The organism is Pseudomonas farsensis, from assembly GCF_014268805.2.
GTDB lineage: Bacteria > Pseudomonadota > Gammaproteobacteria > Pseudomonadales > Pseudomonadaceae > Aquipseudomonas > Aquipseudomonas farsensis.
Window position 1 is genome coordinate 503,282 of record NZ_JABWRF020000003.1, and the last position, 20,191, is coordinate 523,472.

The 20,191-nt window shown below is 63.2% G+C and carries 18 protein-coding genes and 1 riboswitch; of the genes, 13 read left to right on the forward strand and 5 right to left on the reverse strand.

Going from position 1 to position 20,191, the window contains the following annotated elements:
- Positions 1-163: 163 nt before the first annotated feature.
- The 7 genes from HU719_RS18530 (at position 164) to HU719_RS18560 (ending at position 8,812) form a co-directional block, all read left to right on the forward strand.
- Positions 164-880, forward strand: coding sequence for a response regulator transcription factor (locus tag HU719_RS18530; RefSeq protein ID WP_186521919.1), 717 nt, complete (start codon positions 164-166; stop codon positions 878-880).
- Positions 881-882: 2 nt separating this feature from the next.
- On the forward strand, positions 883-2,232 hold the full coding sequence (locus tag HU719_RS18535) for a histidine kinase sensor domain-containing protein (RefSeq protein ID WP_186521917.1): 1,350 nt from the start codon (positions 883-885) through the stop codon (positions 2,230-2,232).
- Between the two features lie 515 nt (positions 2,233-2,747).
- On the forward strand, positions 2,748-3,647 hold the full coding sequence (gene cysM, locus HU719_RS18540; RefSeq protein WP_186523487.1) for a cysteine synthase CysM: 900 nt from the start codon (positions 2,748-2,750) through the stop codon (positions 3,645-3,647).
- The gene (rlmD, locus tag HU719_RS18545) at positions 3,647-5,014 is read left to right on the forward strand and encodes a 23S rRNA (uracil(1939)-C(5))-methyltransferase RlmD (RefSeq protein WP_186523490.1); all 1,368 of its coding nucleotides are present in this window, start codon (positions 3,647-3,649) and stop codon (positions 5,012-5,014) included. Before cysM ends, rlmD begins: the two co-directional genes overlap by 1 nt.
- 90 nt (positions 5,015-5,104) lie before the next feature.
- The gene (gene relA, locus HU719_RS18550; protein WP_186535728.1) at positions 5,105-7,345 is read left to right on the forward strand and encodes a GTP diphosphokinase; all 2,241 of its coding nucleotides are present in this window, start codon (positions 5,105-5,107) and stop codon (positions 7,343-7,345) included.
- 62 nt (positions 7,346-7,407) lie between these two features.
- Positions 7,408-8,241 (forward strand): nucleoside triphosphate pyrophosphohydrolase, encoded by an 834-nt coding sequence (mazG, locus tag HU719_RS18555; RefSeq protein WP_186523496.1) that lies wholly within the window; start codon positions 7,408-7,410, stop codon positions 8,239-8,241.
- Between the two features lie 28 nt (positions 8,242-8,269).
- Positions 8,270-8,812 (forward strand): DUF2058 domain-containing protein, encoded by a 543-nt coding sequence (locus HU719_RS18560; RefSeq protein ID WP_186523498.1) that lies wholly within the window; start codon positions 8,270-8,272, stop codon positions 8,810-8,812.
- A 46-nt stretch (positions 8,813-8,858) separates the two neighbouring features.
- On the opposite strand, the gene HU719_RS18565 is transcribed toward HU719_RS18560, so the two are convergent.
- From HU719_RS18565 to purM, 4 genes are all read right to left on the reverse strand, one after another.
- Positions 8,859-9,041, reverse strand: a complete 183-nt coding sequence (locus tag HU719_RS18565; RefSeq protein WP_186523499.1) for a hypothetical protein — start codon at positions 9,039-9,041, stop codon at positions 8,859-8,861.
- Positions 9,042-9,373: 332 nt separating this feature from the next.
- A complete protein-coding gene (locus tag HU719_RS18570; RefSeq protein ID WP_186535729.1) occupies positions 9,374-10,084 on the reverse strand; it encodes a DUF3108 domain-containing protein in 711 nt (236 codons plus the stop codon).
- Between the two features lie 8 nt (positions 10,085-10,092).
- A complete protein-coding gene (gene purN / locus HU719_RS18575; protein WP_186535730.1) occupies positions 10,093-10,746 on the reverse strand; it encodes a phosphoribosylglycinamide formyltransferase in 654 nt (217 codons plus the stop codon).
- Positions 10,746-11,804 carry a phosphoribosylformylglycinamidine cyclo-ligase gene (gene purM, locus HU719_RS18580; RefSeq protein WP_186519735.1) on the reverse strand — a complete coding sequence of 353 codons (1,059 nt, stop codon included), beginning with the start codon at positions 11,802-11,804 and terminating at the stop codon, positions 10,746-10,748. Before purM ends, purN begins: the two co-directional genes overlap by 1 nt.
- A 339-nt stretch (positions 11,805-12,143) precedes the next feature.
- On the opposite strand from purM, the gene HU719_RS18585 reads away from it, so the two are divergent.
- The 6 genes from HU719_RS18585 (at position 12,144) to HU719_RS18610 (ending at position 19,181) form a co-directional block, all read left to right on the forward strand.
- Positions 12,144-13,193 (forward strand): DUF2066 domain-containing protein, encoded by a 1,050-nt coding sequence (locus HU719_RS18585; RefSeq protein ID WP_186535731.1) that lies wholly within the window; start codon positions 12,144-12,146, stop codon positions 13,191-13,193.
- A 12-nt stretch (positions 13,194-13,205) separates the two neighbouring features.
- Positions 13,206-14,279, forward strand: a complete 1,074-nt coding sequence (locus tag HU719_RS18590; RefSeq protein ID WP_186519731.1) for an AI-2E family transporter — start codon at positions 13,206-13,208, stop codon at positions 14,277-14,279.
- 151 nt (positions 14,280-14,430) lie between these two features.
- On the forward strand, positions 14,431-15,135 hold the full coding sequence (hda, locus tag HU719_RS18595) for a DnaA regulatory inactivator Hda (RefSeq protein ID WP_186519729.1): 705 nt from the start codon (positions 14,431-14,433) through the stop codon (positions 15,133-15,135).
- A 127-nt stretch (positions 15,136-15,262) separates the two neighbouring features.
- Positions 15,263-15,898 carry a C40 family peptidase gene (locus HU719_RS18600; protein WP_186535732.1) on the forward strand — a complete coding sequence of 212 codons (636 nt, stop codon included), beginning with the start codon at positions 15,263-15,265 and terminating at the stop codon, positions 15,896-15,898.
- 146 nt (positions 15,899-16,044) lie between these two features.
- Entirely contained in the window at positions 16,045-16,575 is a 531-nt protein-coding gene (locus HU719_RS18605) for a C40 family peptidase (protein WP_186519725.1), read from the forward strand.
- 71 nt (positions 16,576-16,646) lie between these two features.
- On the forward strand, positions 16,647-19,181 hold the full coding sequence (locus HU719_RS18610) for a dermonecrotic toxin domain-containing protein (RefSeq protein WP_186535733.1): 2,535 nt from the start codon (positions 16,647-16,649) through the stop codon (positions 19,179-19,181).
- 5 nt (positions 19,182-19,186) lie between these two features.
- Here the strand turns inward: HU719_RS18610 and HU719_RS18615 are convergent, their stop codons facing one another.
- Positions 19,187-19,765, reverse strand: a complete 579-nt coding sequence (locus HU719_RS18615) for a hypothetical protein (RefSeq protein ID WP_186519721.1) — start codon at positions 19,763-19,765, stop codon at positions 19,187-19,189.
- 147 nt (positions 19,766-19,912) lie between these two features.
- Positions 19,913-20,133: riboswitch (cobalamin riboswitch) on the forward strand.
- The last annotated feature ends 58 nt before the right edge of the window (positions 20,134-20,191 follow it).

The window sequence follows — 20,191 nt, forward strand, 5'->3', positions numbered from 1 at the left end:
CGGGCGCATCTGCGCGAACGTTACTCCGCGAGCAGTGGCAATGCACTCATTTGTATCTGTTTTTTGCCTGTATGGCGGCACCTGCAACGCTTGTCGTTTCGCTGTTGCCTGGCGGCAGCGCTTGCCCAATAATCACGTAATTGAGAATTGATGGCAGTTGCCAATGCATCCTGTACCCATTCACCCTTCAAGCATTCTTGCCATTGAAGACGACCCCGTGCTGGGCGCCTACCTGCACGACGAACTGCAACGCGGCGGTTTTCAAGTGACCTGGTGCCGCAATGGGCTGCAAGGGCTTGAAACCGCCGGGCAGCAGGCCTTCGATCTGGTGCTGTTGGACATCCTGCTGCCTGGCCTCAACGGGCTTGAGGCCTTGGCCCGCCTGCGCCAGCACAGCGCCACGCCCGTCATCCTGATGTCGGCGCTGGGCGCTGAGGCGGATCGCATCAGCGGCTTCGAGCGCGGCGCCGACGACTACCTGCCCAAGCCGTTCAGCTTTGCCGAACTGCGCGTGCGCATCGATGCGGTATTGCGTCGGGTTGCCTTTGAGCGGCGCAACCAGGCTCCGCGCGAACTGCCAGCCAGCGCGCTGTGCTTCGACGAGGCGCTCGCGGATGTGAGCCTGGGCGATGCCTGGGCAGGCCTGACCCCCAGCGAATACCGGCTGCTCGACACCTTGTACCGCAGCCAGGACGAGGTGTTGAGCAAGCCCTTCCTTTATCGGCAGGTATTACAGCGTGGTTATTCACGCCACGACCGCAGCCTGGACATGCACGTCAGCCAGATCCGCCGCAAGCTCAAGGCCATCGGCTACCACGAGCGCCAGCTGCGCACGGTGTGGGGCAAGGGCTATGTGTTCGCAGCTGGCGAGGCCGACTGACTGTGCTCAACCGCCATTCGCTGTTCTGGAAACTGTTCATTCTGCTGGTGGGCTTCTGCCTGCTGATGATCGGCCTCAGCTACACCTGGGGCCGGCACATGGAAACCCGCAACGCCTTCCTCGACGAGCCGGCGCGCGCCGTGCTGCGCGGCTATGCCGCCCAGGCAGAGCAGGCCTGGCTTGAAGGCGGGCGTGAAGGGGTCGACCGCTGGCTTGAGCAATTGCAGGGCCATGAGCCTGGCTGGGCCGCTGTGCTCGATGCCGACCTGCAACCCTTGGGCAGCGTGCCGCTCAATGCCGAACAAACCCAGCACCTGACCCGCCTGCGCGGCATCGACTGGCCGATGAGCCGGCGCATCGTTGGCCAGCCCTGGCTGCGCCTGCCGTTCCCCACGGTGCCCGAGCAGGGCATGTTGGTTATGGAGCTGCCCCAGCGCCTTAACCCAGGCCATTACCGCCTGGCCTGGCAAATTGTGACCAACGGCATTATCCCCGGGTTGTTCACGCTGCTGCTGTGCGTAGGCCTGTACCGCATGCTGATCGTGCCGCTGAACCAGCTGCGCGAGCAGGCCAACGCTTGGCGCGCCGACCAGCTCACCGCGCGGCTGGACTCGCGCACCACCCAGCGCAAGGACGAGCTTGGCGAACTGGGCCGTGCCTTCGACCAGATGGCAGAGCGGCTGCAAGGGACGGTGGCCTTGCAGCAGCAGTTGTTGCGTGACCTTTCCCACGAAATGCGCACTCCGCTCAGCCGGCTGCGTGTGGCTTGCGACGGCGAGACTGACCTGCAGCGCCTGCGCGAGCGTCTGCACCGCGAGGTGGACGCCATGCAGCAACTGGTCGAGGACACCTTGCAGTTGGCCTGGCAGGACGCCGAGCGCGGGGCGGTGGCGTTCGAGCCGATCCAGATTCACCCGTTGTGGGACCTGCTGAGCGAGAACGCCTGCTACGAAAGCGGCTGGTCGCAGGCTCGGCTGCGCTGCGAGGTGCCGGCCGATTGCGCGGTGCAAGGCAACCTCAACCACTTGGCCCAGGCGCTGGAAAACCTGTTGCGCAACGCCATCCGCCACTCGCCAGCCGATGGCGTGGTGCGGCTTGCCGGGCAGCGTGAGGGCAGTTATTGGCGCATTGACCTTGAAGATGACGGCGGCGGTGTGGCCGAGGGCGAGCTGGAGCGCATCTTTGCGCCATTCACCCGCCTTGATGGCTCGCGGCCTGGGGATGGCGGGTTTGGTCTGGGCTTGAGCATCGCGCGCAGTGCCATCGAGCGCCAGGGGGGGATGCTGTGGGCAGTCAATGGCCAGCGCGGGTTGCGCTTGTGCATGCGTTTGCCGGCAGCGGCGTGCGCATAAACCACAAGCGGCGCGGTCTTTGTGTGTTTTGCGCAATCGCGCTCTGGCCTCATCGCAGGCTATCGCCAGCTCCCATAGCTCGCCCATCCCCATATCGATGCCGTCTACGCGGTCAGTGTAGGAGCGGCCTTGTGTCGCGAAAGGGCTGCGGAGCAGCCCCAGGATCTGAGCACCCAGCAGAATCGCTGGGGCTGCTCCGCAGCCCTTTCGCGACACAAGGCCGCTCCTACACAATCAAAAGCGACTTGCCCGAAACCATAGAATCTCCCACAAAGACTGCGCACAAGCACACTATCGAGCGCTTGCCAGGGTTCCTGTGGCTGGCGATAGCCTGCGATGAGGCCGGTGCAGCATTGCATAGAGCCGATGTGCATGCGGGCTTGTACTCTGCGCGACCTGCAACCCTTTGAGGGCCATATAGCTTCCAGCTATAACCCCCAACAATTGCGTGATATGGCCTGGAACTGTTTGCCGGTATGATAGGCACCCCCGCCGTCCGGATTGCGAAAACGCCCATGACTTTGCAGTACCCAACCATCGCCGATTGCGTCGGCAACACGCCTCTGGTTCGCCTGCAGCGTCTCGCCGGGGAAACCAGCAACACTTTGCTGCTCAAGCTCGAAGGCAATAACCCGGCAGGTTCGGTCAAGGACCGCCCGGCGTTGTCGATGATCACCCGCGCCGAGCTCAGCGGCCAGATCAAACCCGGTGACACGCTGATCGAGGCCACCTCCGGCAACACCGGCATTGCCCTGGCCATGGCCGCTGCCATCAAGGGCTACAAGATGATCCTCATCATGCCCGACAACTCCACCGCCGAACGCAAGGCGGCCATGACCGCCTACGGCGCCGAGCTGATCCTGGTCACCCGCGAAGAGGGCATGGAAGGCGCCCGTGACCTGGCCGACAGACTGCAAGCCGAGGGTCGGGGCCTGGTGCTCGACCAGTTCGCCAACGGCGACAACCCGCTGGCCCACTATCACGGCACCGGCCCGGAAATCTGGCAGCAGACCCACGGCCAAGTTACGCACTTCATCAGTTCCATGGGCACCACCGGTACCATCATGGGCTGCTCGCAGTACCTCAAGGAACAAAACCCGGCCGTGCAGATTGTCGGCCTGCAACCGATGGAAGGCTCGTCGATCCCCGGCATTCGCCGCTGGCCGCACGAGTACCTGCCGAAGATCTTCGACGCCACCCGCGTCGACCAGGTTCTGGACATGTCCCAGCAGGAAGCCGAAGACACCACCCGCCGTCTGGCCCGCGAAGAAGGCATCTTCTGCGGCGTTTCCTCCGGCGGTGCGGTGGCCGGCATGCTGCGCCTGTCGCGCGAAGTCGAGAACGCGGTCATGGTTGCGATCGTCTGCGATCGTGGCGACCGCTACCTGTCCACCGGCCTGTTCGATCCCGCCTGATGTCAAAGAAAAAACCTAGCGGCGGCCTGCGCTTCCAACCGGCCGGCGGCGAGCGCAGCACCCAGGTGCCAGTGGGCAAGAAACAGCGCCTGAGCATCGAGCGTGTCAGCGGCGATGGCCGTGGCATTGCCTTCATCGACGGGCGCACCTGGTTCGTCAGCGGCGCGCTGGCCGGTGAAGAGGTCGAAGCGCGGGTGCTCGGCGCCCGTGGCAAGGTGGTCGATGCGCGCCTGGAACGCGTGTTCCAGGCCAGCGCCGAGCGCCGCGAAGCACCGTGCAAGCACTACCAGCGCTGCGGCGGCTGTACCTTGCAGCACCTGCCCCACGAAGGCCAGCTGGCGCTCAAGCAGCGCCTGCTCGCCGAGCAATTGCAGCGTGTGGCCGGCCTGCAGCCCGAAGCATGGGCCGCGCCACTGTGCGGGCCGGAATTCGGCTACCGTCGCCGCGCCCGCGTGGCGGTGCGCTGGGACCACAAAGCCCGCCAGCTGGATGTCGGCTTCCGGGCCGAAGCCAGCCAGGACATCATCGCCATTGATGAGTGCCCAGTGCTGGTACAACCCTTGCAGGCGATCCTGCGCCATTTGCCGACCGTCCTGCGCAGCCTGGCCAAACCCCAGGTAGTGGGGCATGTCGAGCTGTTCAGTGGTACTGCGCAAGCGTTGCTGGTGCGCCATGTGGCGCCCTTGGCAGAAGACGACCTGGCGCGCCTTGGTGCGTTCTGCCAGGAGGCCGGTGCGCAGCTGTGGCTGCAAGGCGAAGGTGAGCCGCAGCCGGTCGATGCCACCGCGGCGCTGGGCTTTACGCTGCAGCCGTGGGGGCTGGAACTGGCCTGGCGGCCAGGTGACTTTGTGCAGGTCAATGCTCAGGTGAACGACCTGATGGTTCAGCAAGCGCTGGAGTGGCTCGCGCCACAGGCTGACGAGCGGGTGCTGGACCTGTTCTGCGGCCTTGGCAACTTTGCCCTGCCATTGGCCGGGCTTGCCCGCGAGGTGGTGGCGGTGGAAGGCGTGCAGGCCATGGTCGAGCGCGCCGCAGGCAACGCCCGCAACAACAATGTGCATAACGCGCAGTTTTTTCAGGCCGATTTATCGCAGCCTTTGGCCGGCGCCGGATGGGTCGCCGAAGGCTTTTCTGCGGTACTCTTGGACCCACCACGCGACGGCGCCTTTGATGTGGTGCAAGGCATCAAACAGCTCGGCGCAAAACGGCTGGTCTACGTATCGTGCAACCCGGCCACGCTGGCGCGAGACGCGCAGGTGCTGGCAGGGCAGGGGTACCGGTTAAAAAGGGCCGGGATTCTCGACATGTTTCCTCAGACGGCGCATGTCGAAGCCATGGCGTTATTTGAAGCGGGTCAGCCAGGCTGACTCTCTTGGTGCAGCCTTCAGGGACTGAGGGCCGTACAGTTGATAGCCAGTGCACCCGCGTGGTGCGCTGTATGGAAAGGTAAAGCAAAGATGGTACAGGTGAGAGTGCACCAGCCGGTCAATACCGACGGCAGTATCAATCTCGAAGCATGGCTCGATCATGTGGTGAGCGTCGATTCGCAGCTTGATCGCGCAGCGCTGAAAGAAGCCTGCGAGTTCGCCCAGGAAATCGAAAAAAAGGGTAACCCGGCCAAGCATTCATGGGCCGATGGTACCTCCAGTTTTCAGGCCGGGCTTGAAATCGCCGAAATTCTGGCTGACCTCAGGCTCGACCAGGATTCATTGGTGGCAGCCGCCATCTACCGCTCGGTACGTGAAGGCAAGGTAACCCTTGCCGAAGTCGGCCAGCGCTTTGGGCCGGTGGTGTCCAAGCTGATCGACGGCGTGCTGCGCATGGCGGCCATCAGTGCCAGTTTCAGCCCGCGCCAGTCGCTGGTGCTGGGCTCCCAGGCGCAGGTCGAGAACCTGCGCAAGATGCTCGTGGCCATGGTCGATGATGTGCGTGTCGCGCTTATCAAGCTGGCCGAGCGCACCTGCGCCATTCGGGCCGTCAAAAGCGCCGATGACGAAAAACGCCTGCGGGTTGCCCGTGAGGTCGCGGACATCTACGCACCGCTGGCCCACCGCCTTGGCATCGGCCATATCAAGTGGGAACTCGAAGACCTTTCGTTCCGCTACCTTGAGCCTGACCAGTACAAGCAGATCGCCAAGCTGCTGCACGAGCGCCGCCTCGACCGCGAGCGCTTCATCAGCGATGTGATGAACCAACTGCAGAACGAACTGCTGGCCACCGGCGTCAACGCCGATATCAGTGGCCGGGCCAAACACATCTATTCGATCTGGCGCAAAATGCAGCGCAAAGGCCTGGAATTCAGCCAGATCTACGACGTTCGCGCCGTGCGCGTGCTGGTGCCTGAGGTGCGCGACTGCTACACCGCGCTGGGTATCGTGCACACGCTGTGGCGGCACATCCCCAAGGAGTTCGACGACTACATCGCCAACCCCAAGGAAAACGGCTACCGCTCGCTGCACACCGCGGTGATCGGCCCCGAGGGCAAGGTGCTGGAAGTGCAGATCCGCACCCACTCCATGCACGAGGAAGCCGAGCTGGGCGTATGCGCGCACTGGCGCTACAAGGGTACCGATGTAAAGTCCGGCTCCAACCACTACGAAGAAAAAATCTCCTGGCTGCGCCAGGTGCTGGAATGGCACGAAGAGCTGGGCGATATCGGCGGCCTGGCCGAGCAGCTGCGCGTCGATATCGAGCCGGACCGGGTGTACGTCTTCACCCCTGATGGCCACGCCATCGACCTGCCCAAAGGCTCGACGCCGCTGGACTTCGCCTACCGCGTACACACCGAAATCGGCCACAACTGCCGTGGCGCGAAGATCAACGGCCGCATCGTGCCGTTGAACTACAGCCTGCAGACCGGCGAGCAGGTGGAGATCATCACCAGCAAGCACGGCAACCCCAGCCGTGACTGGTTGAACTCCAACCTTGGCTACGTGACCACATCGCGGGCGCGGGCCAAGATTGTCCACTGGTTCAAGCTGCAGGCCCGTGACCAGAACGTCGCCGCCGGCAAGACCCTGATCGAGCGTGAACTCAGCCGCCTGGGCCTGCCCCAGGTCGACTTCGAGCGTCTGGCCGAAAAAGCCAACGTCAAGACCGCCGAGGACATGTTCGCAGCGCTTGGCGCCGGTGACTTGCGCCTGGCGCAGATGGTCAACGCCGCCCAGCAACTGCTTGAGCCCGAGCGCATCGAGCAGGTCGAGCTGATCCCGCGCCAGGCCCGTGGCATTCGCGCCGGCAAGCGCAGCGATATCCAGATCCAGGGTGTCGGCAACCTGCTCACGCAGATGGCCGGCTGCTGCCAGCCGTTGCCGGGCGATGCCATCGTCGGCTACATCACCCAGGGCCGGGGCGTGAGCATTCACCGCCAGGACTGCGCCTCGGTGCTGCAATTGAGCGGCAAAGAGCCGGAGCGAATGATCCAGGTCAGCTGGGGCCCGATCCCGGTGCAGACGTATCCGGTGGATATCGTCATCCGCGCCTACGACCGCCCCGGCCTGCTGCGCGACGTGTCGCAGGTGCTGCTCAACGAGAAGATCAACGTGCTGGCGGTCAACACCCGTTCGAACAAGGAAGACAACACCGCGCTGATGTCGCTGACCATCGAGATCCCTGGCCTGGATGCCCTTGGGCGCCTGCTTGGGCGGATTTCGCAGTTGCCCAACATCATCGAGACGCGGCGTAACCGTACCCCTTGAAACTGCGGCGCCCGCTTTGCAAGCCACCCTGCCAAGCGGGCGCCGTCGAAGGACCTGCCACCATGACCTACACCCTCGACGACCTGCTGCACCTGATGGCGCGGCTGCGTGACCCGCAATACGGCTGCCCCTGGGACCTCAAGCAGACATACGCAAGCATCGTCCCGCATACCCTCGAAGAAGCCTACGAGGTGGCCGATGCCATCGAGCGCGGCGACTTCGCGCACTTGCAAGGCGAGCTCGGTGACCTGTTGTTCCAGGTGGTCTACTACAGCCAACTGGCCCGCGAAGAAGGGCGTTTCGAGTTCGCCGGGGTGATCGACTCGATTACCCGCAAGCTGATTCGCCGCCACCCCCATGTGTTCCCCACCGGTGAGCTGTATGCCCCGCTGGATACCCCGGCCCTGAGCGAGGACCAGGTGAAGTCGCGCTGGGAAGAAATCAAGGCCGAGGAGCGCGCCGAAAACCGCGAACCCGAACAGCTATCGCTGCTCGACGACGTGCCGGCAGCCTTGCCTGCATTGTCCCGTGCGGCCAAGCTGCAAAAGCGCGCGGCCACGGTCGGCTTCGACTGGCCGGACGCGCTGCCGGTGCTGGACAAGGTGCGCGAAGAGCTCGACGAAGTGTTACAAGCCATGGCCGATGGCGACAGCGACGCACTGGAAGATGAACTCGGCGACCTGCTGTTTGCCACCGTCAACCTGGCCCGCCACCTCAAGCACGACCCAGAAAACGCCCTGCGCCGCGCCAACCGCAAATTCGAGCGGCGTTTCCGATTTATCGAACAGGCATTGCGCGAGCAGGGCCTGAACCTCCAAGATCGTACCCTCGACGAGCTGGACGCCCTCTGGGGCGAGGCCAAGCGTCAGGAAAAGAACCTGCCCAGCTGCGGCTGAGCCGATGCCAGAGTGAGTGAACACCCCCATGAGCCTTTCCCTTCGCGACCAATTGCTCAAAGCCGGTCTGGTCAACCAGAAACAGGTCTCGCAGACCAACAAAGCGCAGAAAAAACAGAAACGCATGGAGCACAAGGGCCAGGTCGAGGTGGATGACACCCAGCAGCGCCTGGCCAAGGAAGCCATGGCCGAAAAGGCCAGGAAGGACCAGGAGCTGAACCGTGCGGTCCAGGAGAAAGCCGAGCAGAAAGCCCGTGCCGCGCAGGTCAAGCAATTGATCGAAGCGACCCGTCTGCCAAAGCTGACCACCGAGGACTACTTCAACTTCGTCGATGACAAGAAGGTCAAACGTATCGCCGTCAACGCCCTGATGCGCAGCAAGCTGAGCAACGGCGCACTGGCCATCGTCGCCCACGGTGGCGGCTATGAGGTGGTGCCGCGTGAGTCGGCGCTGAGGATCCAGGAGCGTGACCCCCACCGCATCCTGCTGCTCAACACCCATGTCGAAGAAGCCGACGAGGCTGATGATCCGTATGCGGCCTACAAGATCCCGGACGATCTGATGTGGTAAACCTGAAAAACCCCGCCGCGGCGGGGTTTTTCATTTAAAGACGGGGTCATTGCGTACGGTGCTGGTTTTCCTGGGCTTCCAGTTCGTTGCGGTACTGCTGAGCCTGGTGCTCTTCATGGAACATGCCGACCAATTGACCTTGCTGATGCACGTCCCAGATCCGCACACCAGCGGCCAGGCCTTCGTGGGACATTTTCGATTCGTCGCGTTCGGTTACTTTGACTGTCATCGCTGAACTCCACTGCTAGGATTTGGCTGCGGCACTGTGTCGCAGGTCTTCTTTATAGATTCAGTTAGCAGGCTAAGTAAATAAAACAGCGATTAAACAAATTTCATGAAAGCGTTTGGGTTGGGCAGGGCACCACAGCCGACGCGCCCGCGTGTAGGAGCGGCCTTGTGTCGCGAAAGGGCTGCGTAGCGGCCCCAGGATCTTGGCGGTGAGCAGGATAGCCGGGGCTGCTACGCAGCCCTTTCGCGACACAAGGCCGCTCCTACAGCGCCAGGCTTCAGCCACAAAAAAGCCCCGCACAAGGCGGGGCTTCGGGCGCTACAGGCGAGTGGTCAGTTACCCTTGACCGCCTTGCCATCAACCGTGCCGTCCTGCAGCACGATTACATACTCTTTGCCGTCAGTCTCAACCTGACGCAGCTGCACCAGCAGGTAATCCCAATCCTTGGCGAACCAAAGCTCGGTCACGCGCTTGCTCTGGCTAGGATCGCGCACGCGCTCCACCTTGATGGCCTCGACCTGGCCGGTCTTGGTCGCAACCTTTTCGGTGCCCAGCACGCGGAAGTCGTAGGTATCGATCTCGTCGCCATCGACCACCTGGTAGCTCATGCTCTTCTTGCCCGCCGCTACATCATGCTGCAGCGCCAACTGATAAGAGGACTTGTCCAGCACGCCACGGTTCAGCGGCAGGTTCACCGCATCGCCACGGTCGCTGCCGGTGATCTTCTTGCTGGTCCAGTCGAAGTCCAGGTCAACTTTCTTGGCCTTGCCCAGCCCGCCGCGCTCGAAGTGGTACTTCTGCGGCAGCAGCGTGTCCTTGTCCATGCGCACGGTGCTTTGCTCGGTCAGGCTGGCGATCATCATCGAAGCCTTGAAGTTGAGCTCCCAGCTGCCATTGGCGTTTTCCACCAGGCTGCGCTCGGCGGTGCCGCTCATGGGCAACTGTTTCCAGTCTGCGGTGTAGCTGGCCTTGAAAGGCTTCAGATCGGCTGCCTGGAGCGGCAGGGCGAGCACGGCGAGAGCCATCAGCAGGGCACGACGCATAGTTTCTCCTAGGATCGAATCAAGTGGCCACTGGCCGCCAGCGGTTCGCCATCCAGTAACGCACCCTGATCAGTAAGGCGCAAGCGACCTTCAGCAAACCAGCGCACGGCCAGCGGGTAGATCTGGTGTTCCTGCAGGTGCACCCGCTGGGCGAGTGTCTGCGCGGTGTCATCGGTTGCAACCGGAACTACAGCCTGTACGACCAGAGGCCCGCCATCGAGTTCCTCGGTGACGAAGTGCACGCTGCAGCCATGCTCGGTATCGCCTGCCTCCAGCGCCCGTTGATGGGTGTGCAGGCCCTTGTACTTGGGCAGCAATGACGGGTGGATGTTGAGCAGACGCCCCTGGTAGTGGCGCACGAAGCCGCCACTTAGGATACGCATGAACCCCGCCAGTACCACCAGGTCCGGGCTGAAGCCGTCGATCAGCGCCATCAGCGCTGCATCGAAGGCTTCACGACCGGCAAAGCCTGCGTGTTCGAGCACCGCGGTGTCGATGCCGGCAGCTTTTGCGCGTTGCAGGCCGTAGGCATCGGCGCGGTTGGAAACCACCGCGCGGATGCGCACCGGGCTGTCACCTGCACTGGCGCTGTCGATCAGCGCCTGCAGGTTGCTGCCGGAACCCGACAGCAGCACCACCACGTTACAGGTATTGCCAGGCATCAGTGCGCCTTGAGGTTTTGCAGCTCGACCTGGGCGGCGCCTTCGGCGGCAACGCCGATGCTGCCGATGACCCAAGGCTGCTCGCCGGCGGCGCGCAGGACGTTCAGGGCGTTGTCGACCTGGTCCTGGGCAACGCAGATGACCATGCCGACGCCGCAGTTCAGGACGCGGTGCATTTCGTGCTCGTCGACGTTGCCTTTTTGCTGCAGGAAGTCGAACACTGCCGGGCGCTGCCAGCTGGCCACGTCAACCACGGCCTGGGCGCCTTTTGGCAGCACGCGCGGGATGTTGTCGAGCAGGCCACCACCGGTGATGTGGGCCATGGCCTTGACTGCGCCGGTCTGCTTGATCAGTTGCAGCAGTGGCTTGACGTAAATACGGGTTGGCGCCATCAGCAGGTCGGCCAGCGGCTGGCCGTCGAGTTGGGTGTTCTCGATATCGGTGCCGGACACTTCGAGGATCTTGCGGATCAGCGAGTAGCCGTTGGAGTGCGGGCCGGAGGAGGGCAGGGCGATCAGGGCGTCGCCGGCGGCTACTTTGGAGCCGTCGATGATTTCCGACTTTTCCACCACGCCGACGCAGAAGCCGGCCAGGTCGTAGTCTTCGCCTTCGTACATGCCAGGCATTTCGGCGGTTTCACCACCGACCAGCGAGCAGCCGGCCAGTTCGCAACCTGCGCCAATGCCGGTGACCACAGTGGCGGCCACGTCGACGTTGAGCTTGCCAGTGGCGTAGTAGTCGAGGAAGAACAGCGGCTCGGCGCCGCACACCACCAGGTCGTTGACGCACATGGCGACCAGGTCCTGGCCGATGCTGTCGTGCTTGTTCAGGTTCAGCGCCAGGCGCAGCTTGGTGCCAACGCCGTCGGTGCCGGAAACCAGGACCGGTTGCTTGTAGCCGGCCGGGATCTCGCAGAGGGCGCCGAAGCCGCCCAGGCCACCCATGACTTCAGGGCGTGCGGTGCGCTTGGCGACGCCCTTGATGCGTTCGACCAGTGCTTCGCCGGCGTCGATGTCTACACCGGCGTCTTTGTAGCTCAGGGAGGGTTGCTTGCTCATTGATCCAGGCCTTTAAGAGGGAGGGATTCAGAAAAACGACCGTGACGGCCAATGCCGGCTGTGTAAGCGGCGGCTGCCTGTACGTCACTGGTCTGCGAAGGCGCGCGATTTTATCAGGGTTACCCCAAGGCGGCCATCCTCAGGCCGACGGGCAGGGTGCAAATCTGCTGAAAAAAGCGCTTTCACCTTGCGCGACTGGTTGCCGCGCCAGTGCCTGTATAAGGTATAGGCATGGCAACCCGCACAAACACCGGCTGCGGCGCAGCATTCAGCCCGGCGGTGTGGTCACAGCCCACAGTGAAAGTGTGTTGCCCCCGGTTATCTGGACAGGAATTCCCCATGCGTCTGCTCAATCATTTCGCCGCCGGTTGCCTGGCACTGGTCTGCATCAGCGCCCAGGCCGAAACCGTCTCAGGCCTGTATCAGGTGCGCGAGCCGCTTGCCGGCCAAGGCAGCGAAGCCCGCGCCGAAGCCACCAGCAAAGCCTTCGATACCCTGGTGCTGCGCCTGACCGGCGACCCCAAGGCGCCGCAAAGCCAGGCGCTGGCCGGCCTGCGCAAAGACCCGCAGCAAATCGTCAACCAGGTGGGCAGCGAGGCAGGGCCGCCCGAGTCGGTACTGGTCGAGTTCGACCCTGGCAGTACCGAGCGCGCCCTGCGCAAGGCGGGCCTGGCGCTGTGGGGCAGCAACCGCCCGGCAATCATTGGCTGGTGGTTGAACGACGGCATCGAGGGCAGCAACCTGGTCGGTGATGGCCAAAGCGCTGCCGAGCCGCTGCACCGCGCGGCCCAGCACCGTGGCCTGCCGCTGCGTTTGCCACTGGCCGACCTGCAGGAACAACTGGTGGCTGACGCCAAGCACATCGAAGGCAAAGACCCGACCGCGCTGCGCGAAGCCTCCGAGCGCTATGGCGCGGATGCGTTGCTGGCCGTGCACGCCCGTGAGGCCGACGGCAAGTGGCAGGGCAAATGGCAGCTTTGGCTGGGCGATGACCGCGAGCAAGGCACCGCCGAAGGCGCCGACCAGGCTGCTTTGGCCGATGCCGTGCTGCTGGCGGTGAGCAACCGCCTGGCGCCGCGTTATGTCACCCGGCCGGGGGCTAGCAGCGAACTGCTGGTGCAGGTCGAGGGCATGAACCTTGCGCACTATGCCGAACTCAGCCGGGTGCTTGAGCCTTACGGCGCCCGCTTGCAGATGGCCGAAGGCAGCACCCTGACCTACGCCGTCAGCGGTAACCGTGAGCAATTGCGCGCGCAATTGGCACTGGCTCGCCTGCAAGAGGTGCCGGCCGAGCCCGCGGCGCCTGCCCAGGCCGCTCAAACCGAACCCGCTGCAAGCCCCCAGCCTGCTGCCCCTAAACCGTTCGACGGCATGCGTTTTCGTTGGTAAGGGAGCTTTGCGATGACTGACTTGCGTCGCTGGATCTGGCTTGGCGCAGCACTGCTGATTGCCCTGCTGCTGTACTTGCTGCACAACATTCTGTCGCCGTTCCTGGTGGGTATCCTGCTGGCTTACCTGGCCGACCCGCTGGTCGATCGCCTTGAGCGCATGGGACTGTCGCGCACTTGGGGCGTGGTGGTGGTGTTCAGCCTGTTCACGTTGATCTTCCTCGCGCTGTTGCTGGTGCTGATCCCGATGCTGGCCAAGCAACTGGTGCGCCTTTACGAACTGGCGCCGCAGATGCTCGACTGGCTGCAGCACGTCGCGCTGCCTTGGGTGCAAAGCCGCCTGGGCCTGGCCGACGGCTTCTGGAAGTTCGACAAGATCAAGGCCGCCATCGGCGAGCACATGGGCCAGACCACCGACATCGTCGGCGTGGTGCTGTCCCAGGCCACGGCTTCAGGCCTGGCGCTGATCGGCTGGGTGGCCAACCTGGTGCTGATCCCGGTGGTAGGCTTCTACCTGCTGCGCGACTGGGACCTGATGATGGCCAAGCTGCGCAGCCTGCTGCCGCGTCAGCACGAGCCGCAGGTGGTGGCGCTGGCCGGGGAGTGCCACGAAGTGCTGGGCGCCTTCGTGCGTGGCCAGTTGCTGGTGATGCTCGCCCTCGGCGTCATCTATTCATCCGGGCTGATGCTGGTGGGGCTGGAGTTGGGGCTGCTGATCGGCATGCTGGCCGGGCTTGCGGCGATTGTCCCGTACATGGGCTTCATTATTGGTATCGGCGCGGCAATCATTGCCGGTTTGTTCCAGTTCGGTGGCGAGCCTTACCCGATGCTGGCCATCGTCGCGGTCTTCATGGTCGGCCAGGCCCTTGAGGGCATGGTGCTGACGCCGCTGTTGGTGGGTGACCGTATCGGCCTGCATCCGGTTGCGGTGATTTTCGCCATCCTTGCCGGCGGCGAGTTGTTCGGCTTTACCGGCGTGTTGCTGGCCCTGCCGGTGGCGGCAGTGATCATGGTGCTGCTGCGCCATGTGCACAGCCTGTATAAAGAGTCGGACATGTATGCCGGGGAAATCGACCCCGATCTCTGACCTGGCCAAGCAGTTGCGCTGCTTTTGCAGCGCAACTGCTTGATTTTGTTCGTGCTCCGGCGTTGGCCGATTGTGCCGCCCGCGCTGCGGGTATAGACTTTGCACACTCTTCACCATAGGGCCTCTGTGGTCGCTGCGACCACCCGCGAGCATGAAACCGATCCAGTTGCCCCTGGGTGTGCGTCTGCGTGATGACGCCACCTTCATCAACTACTACCCAGGCGCCAATGCAGCTGCATTGGGCTATGTCGAGCGTTTGTGCGAAGCCGACGCGGGTTGGACCGAGAGCCTCATCTACCTGTGGGGCAAGCAGGGCGTGGGCCGCACCCACCTGCTGCAGGCCGCGACCCAACGTTTCCAGCAGCTCGGCGAACCCGCCGTGTATTTGCCGTTGGCCCAGTTGCTCGACCGTGGCGTCGAGCTGCTCGACCACCTCGAACAATACGAACTGGTGTGCATCGACGACCTCCATGTAATCGCTGGCAAGGCGGATTGGGAAGAGGCGATGTTCCACCTGTTCAACCGCCTGCGCGACAGCGGCAGGCGCCTGTTGCTGGCGGCCTCCAGCTCCCCGCGTGAGCTGCCTATCAAGCTTGCCGACCTCAAGTCGCGGCTAACCCTGGCGCTGATTTTCCAAATGCGCGCCATGTCCGATGAAGAAAAGCTCCGTGCCCTGCAATTGCGCGCCTCGCGCCGTGGCCTGCACCTGACCGACGAGGTCGGCCACTTCATCCTGACCCGCGGCACGCGCAGCATGAGCGCACTGTTTGACCTGCTCGAACGTCTCGACCAAGCTTCCCTGCAAGCCCAGCGCAAGCTGACCATCCCCTTCCTCAAGGAAACCCTTGGCTGGTAAGCCCCTGAAAACACGGCGCCAGAGCGGAAAAACGTAAAAGTCACACATTTATCGATAATATTTGCAAATGGTTCCGATAGAGGGCATAGTTTCCCCCTTCTAAAGGACTACAGACACGGTCGTGCCCATGCTGAAGCGCTTCGCACCCCTCGTGCCACTTGCACTTGTCACGGTATTGTTCGGTTGCGCCACCACTGGCCCAACCACCCCTTCGCAGCCGCAGCGCCCGGTTTCCGAGCAATCGGTTCAAGCCAAGCCATCCACCTCTTCCGTATTCACCGAAGAAGAGCTGGCCAGCGAAGAAGACCTCAACACCTTCTCCAGCAGCAAGCCTTACCAGATGCCAGTGCTGGCAGACAGCATTCTTGAGCGCGGTATGTCGCTGATCGGCACCCGCTACCAGTTTGGCGGTACTTCGGCCAAGTCGGGCTTCGATTGCAGCGGTTTCATTGGCTATCTGTTCCGCGAAGAAGCCGGCATGAACCTGCCACGCTCTACCCGCGAAATGATCAACGTCAATGCCCCGAAGGTTGCGCGCAACAAGCTCAAGCCGGGCGACTTGCTGTTCTTCAGCACCAATGGCCGTGGCCGCGTGAGCCACGCCGGCATCTACCTGGGTGACAACCAGTTCATCCACTCCAGCAGCCGCCGCAGCGGTGGCGTACGTATCGACAGCCTTGGCGATCGCTACTGGAGCAAGACGTTCATCGAAGCCAAACGCGCCCTGGCCATGGCCCCGAGCACCACGCTCTCGCGCAATTGATTTGATATCAAAATGATGTAATCTGCCACGGCGGCGCAGCTGAAAAGCTCGCCGCCGTGTGCGTTTACAGAAAACGTCTAATCTAATTTCTCAACTCTTTTAATCTTCGGCTACGGCCGGAGCCTCCCTGACAGGAAGTTCCTCTCATGGCGATGTTGGCGCGTTTCGCATTGCTCTCGGCGGTGGCCCTGCTCGCGGCCTGTTCCAGCCGTGCTCCGGCCCCGGCGCCGGTCTACCCAACCGTTACCTTCAATCAGCAGCCTGCTTCGCCGGCCGCCGAAGATGTGTTGTTCCGCGCCATCGGCCTGGTTGGCACGCCGTACCGCTGGGGTGGCAACACGCCGGACTCAGGTTTTGATTGCAGCGGCCTGATCGGTTATGTGTACCGCGATGCAGCCGGTATCAGCCTGCCGCGGACCACCCGCGACATGATCGTCATGCGTGCCCCCAATGTCGACATCAATGCCCTGCAGTCGGGCGACCTGGTGTTCTTTGCCACCAATGGCGGGGCGCAGGTCAGCCATGCGGGTATCTATGTGGGGGAGGGGCGCTTTGTGCATGCCCCGTCCACCGGTGGCACGGTGCGCCTGGACTACCTGTCCAACAGCTACTGGGCCAAGGCCTACCTGCAGGCCAAGCGGGTATTGGCCCCAGGCCATCTGGCGCAGAATCCTTAGCGGCTTTATCTACCGCACATCCAGCTGCTATCAGCCGACCATGGGCGCTTCTTCAATAGAGAGGCGGCCCCATGGACTCCATCGAACAAACCTTGCAGCACAATCTGGCAGTGCTCGGCACCGGCCGTGAACTTACGCGTATGGCGCAGCGCCTGCTGCACGCCTACCCAGACCCCGGCCAGCTAGCAATCAGCGAGGCTGCGCGCATTCTGCGCAAGCACACCGGCAAGGACCTCGACCCGCAATCGGTCTGGTGGCACCAGTTCAGCGGAGCTAGCAGCAGTGGCCGCAGCTTCACCGGTTGGGCGCACAACCAGGCGCCGACACGCTCCATGCGCTTTCCTGAGCTGATGATCGAACGCTTCGAGCCTGCATTTCAGGAGGCGTCCGATGAGCTGAGCGTCTACAGCGGCTTCTATCGGCAAGGCCCCCGCGCCAGCCGCTTTGACGAACTTAATGAAGTGGCGGTGCTGCCGCGCGATGTACAGGCCGACTTCTGGGCGCTGAACTTTGCCCAGGCGTATCGCCAGCAGGTCGACGCCTTTTGGGCCGAGCAAGCGGACCACTTTGCAGTGCTGGCCAAGGTCAACTTGCTAGGCCAGTGCGTGGTTGCCCAACGCGAAGGGCGTATCAGCCCTGAAGATACGCAGCAGTTGCGCACCTGGTTGGGCTTGAGCGATGCGCAACTCACCCTTGCGCAGTTGCGTGAGCAGGCCGTGGCGGACGGCGCGTTAGCCGAAGCCTACGAGCTGGGAGCGGTCTCAGGTGCCTGCCTTTATGTATTGCAGGGCGCTGGCAGTGGTGTCTTGCTGTACTTGCCGTGGGCCGAGCAGCCCTTGCAGGCTTTTGCTTCCCTGCAGGCAGTGGCGCAGTGGCTACGGGAACAGTTGGCAAACACTGAGCAGGTGGCGCGGTTCAAGCGCGGCCTGGTAGCCGACCCCCATGACGCGGCTTCGCTGCAAGCGGTGGGCGATGCGTTGGCGGCGCTAGGTGCCAGTGACAGCGACGAAGCTGCACTGGTTTTGCTGGAAGGTGCCCGCAAGCCGGTTGGCCCTTCATTCTTTGCTTTCGTTACCGAGCAGGCGCGTAACCAGATGCAGAGCAGTGCCGCACGCATGACTGACAACAGTCAGTTGCGCAAGGCCATGTGGCGCGGCTATCTCGGCGCTTTCCTGCAGGTCTTTGGTGGCTTTGTGCCGATGGGCTGGCCAGTGTCGCTGGGGTTGCTCGGCGTGACCCTTGCAAAGCTTGGCCTGGATATCGATGCCGCCGTGCATGCGGGCAGCGCCCAGCAACGCCAGGCGGCAATGCGTGCGGCGATTCTGGATTCAGTGTTCGCCGCACTGAGCATGGTCGATGTGGGCGCAGGCAGTAGCATGGCGCTGCTTTCGTACCAGACGCCTTTTCACGAACTGCAAGCGTCGCTGGCCGATTGGGAGGTGGTTGAGGCGCCCTCGGCCGGTCTCGATGGCATCGAGGCCAATGAAGTGCTGGATGCAAAGCCGCTAGGGCAGGGCCGCTTGGAAGGGGTGCGCATGGGCACCGACGGCAGTTGCTGGATCGAGCTGGAAGGTGTTCCCTATCGCGTGCGCTATAGCCCGGAGACATCGAGCTGGCTGATCGTGCCTGCCGACAATCCGTTTGCGTTCGGGCCCCTGCGCCCGGTGCGGCTCAATGCTGAGGGGGAATGGGAGTTGCTGGCACCGCCACGTCTGGCCGGTGGCGCGCCAACCGGCAACCTGGCCAGCGAGCCTTCAGCGTTCTGGGACGAGTACATGCGCCCGGATGCGCTGCGCGAGCGCACCCTCTCGGACAACGCCCGGGCGCGGCAGGAGGCGTTGCTGGGCGACCAGGATATCCCTGAACTCGATGATGAAGACGACCCGCAAGTGGACGACAACGGTTTCGATTATGTCGATGACGGCGGCACGCCGGCCTACACCTATCAGCAGGACGGCCGCTACAAGAATCACCTGATCCTGATGTACACCGAGGAAGATTCGCAGATCCACCGCTTCCTGCGCGAAGGCGTGCGCGATTTCCCCTACGGCGATGAAGTGGACTACGTGACCAAGCTCGCTGATGATCTGGAGCGTCTGCCGAAAAACAGCGATGTGCCGCTATATCGCGGCGGCCATGGCCTGCGCAGCACCAGCGGTACGCACTTCCGTAACGGGCAGTTCAATGTGGGCGATGTGCTGGTCAATACCGACCTGACCTCGTTTACCGAAAACCCGTATGTGGTGCGCCAGTTCGCCGCCGACAACAACCTCAAGACTGCCAGCGGCGTTGAGGGCGTTTTCGATGACACCTCCGTGGTATTCGAGTTGCCAGCAGGCAGCTATCGCAATGGCACGCCGGTCAGCGCGTTTTCAGGCCATGCCAACGAGGCCGAAACGCTGTTCGTGCCGGGCTCGTACTTTCGCATCGATTCGCTGCGCGAGATCCGCGGCGCCGAGTACCACTTCGTCAATGTGCGGTTAAGTGAGGTGGCCGCCCCCGCGTCCGGGCCGGTTTATGACCTGCGCACCGGCCAGCTGTTCGACCGCGCCGCCTACGCAGCGCGCCTGAATGATGCAGGCTTGGTCGAGCGCTTCTTCGGCTGACCCGGTCACGCCTGCTTGAGCAGCAACGCCACCCCGGGAAAGTACTGCCCCAGCTCGTTGTGCAGCTTGCGATAGGCATACGGGAAGTACCACGCCACCGCGCAGGCGGTGTGCTTTTGCAGATCGTCCACCAGGTCCTGCAGTTCCTCGGGGCTTGCGTGCTGGCCGGCCTTCCATGGCGTGACGAACAGGGCGCCGGCCTTGAGCTGGCTGGGGTAGGCGATGCATTTGGCCTGCACGGCGGTTTCCAGCAGCGCCGCGGTCATGTCCAAACGCGCAATGCGCGGCCAGCGCTGGCTGGCATGCAAGTACACGGATGCTTCGGCGCTACTGATCGACAGGTCGCAGCGGGCGTCACGCTCGCCTTCGTCGCGCTGCTTCTTGCTGACGGTCTGCTCCAATGCGGCCAGCTCGCTCTGCCAGGCGGCAGCGGCCAGCAGGCCGACATTGGCTGCTGTGCCATGCCAGTAGGGCGCCTCGTTGTCGCCATGGAACTGGTTGCAACGGTCGATGCAGTCGATCCAGCGCTCCAGTGCCGGGCGCAGGAACTCCAGATGCTGATTATTGATGGTCAGGCCTTGCATGCTGCGCTCTCCTTGTAATTGTATTGAGGTCAGCTGGGTGCTGGCTAAGTGATATCACTGTACTCAGTGTGGCACAAGCTGGCAGATCGGCCATTGATCCAGGCCATTGCGGCCTTCGTTCATTGACGCTCAGGGTGCAACCCTCTAACCTTCGCGCGTGTTTCAGGTGCCCTGCGAGCCAAGCCTTGGCGGGGTGAAACTGGGAAGCCGGTGGGTGCCAGCATGGCGCGATTCCGGCGCTGCCCCCGCAACGGTAGGTGAGTCGACGCCGCGCACGGCCACTGGGTGCTCTCACCCGGGAAGGCGCGCAGGCCGGGGCCTTTGCCCCACTCACAAGCCCGGAGACCGGCCTGTAACTGCCAACGGCATCACGGAGGGTGATGCGCGGTGCACTGTGGCTAATGCCGCAGCTCCTGCGCGTTCTCC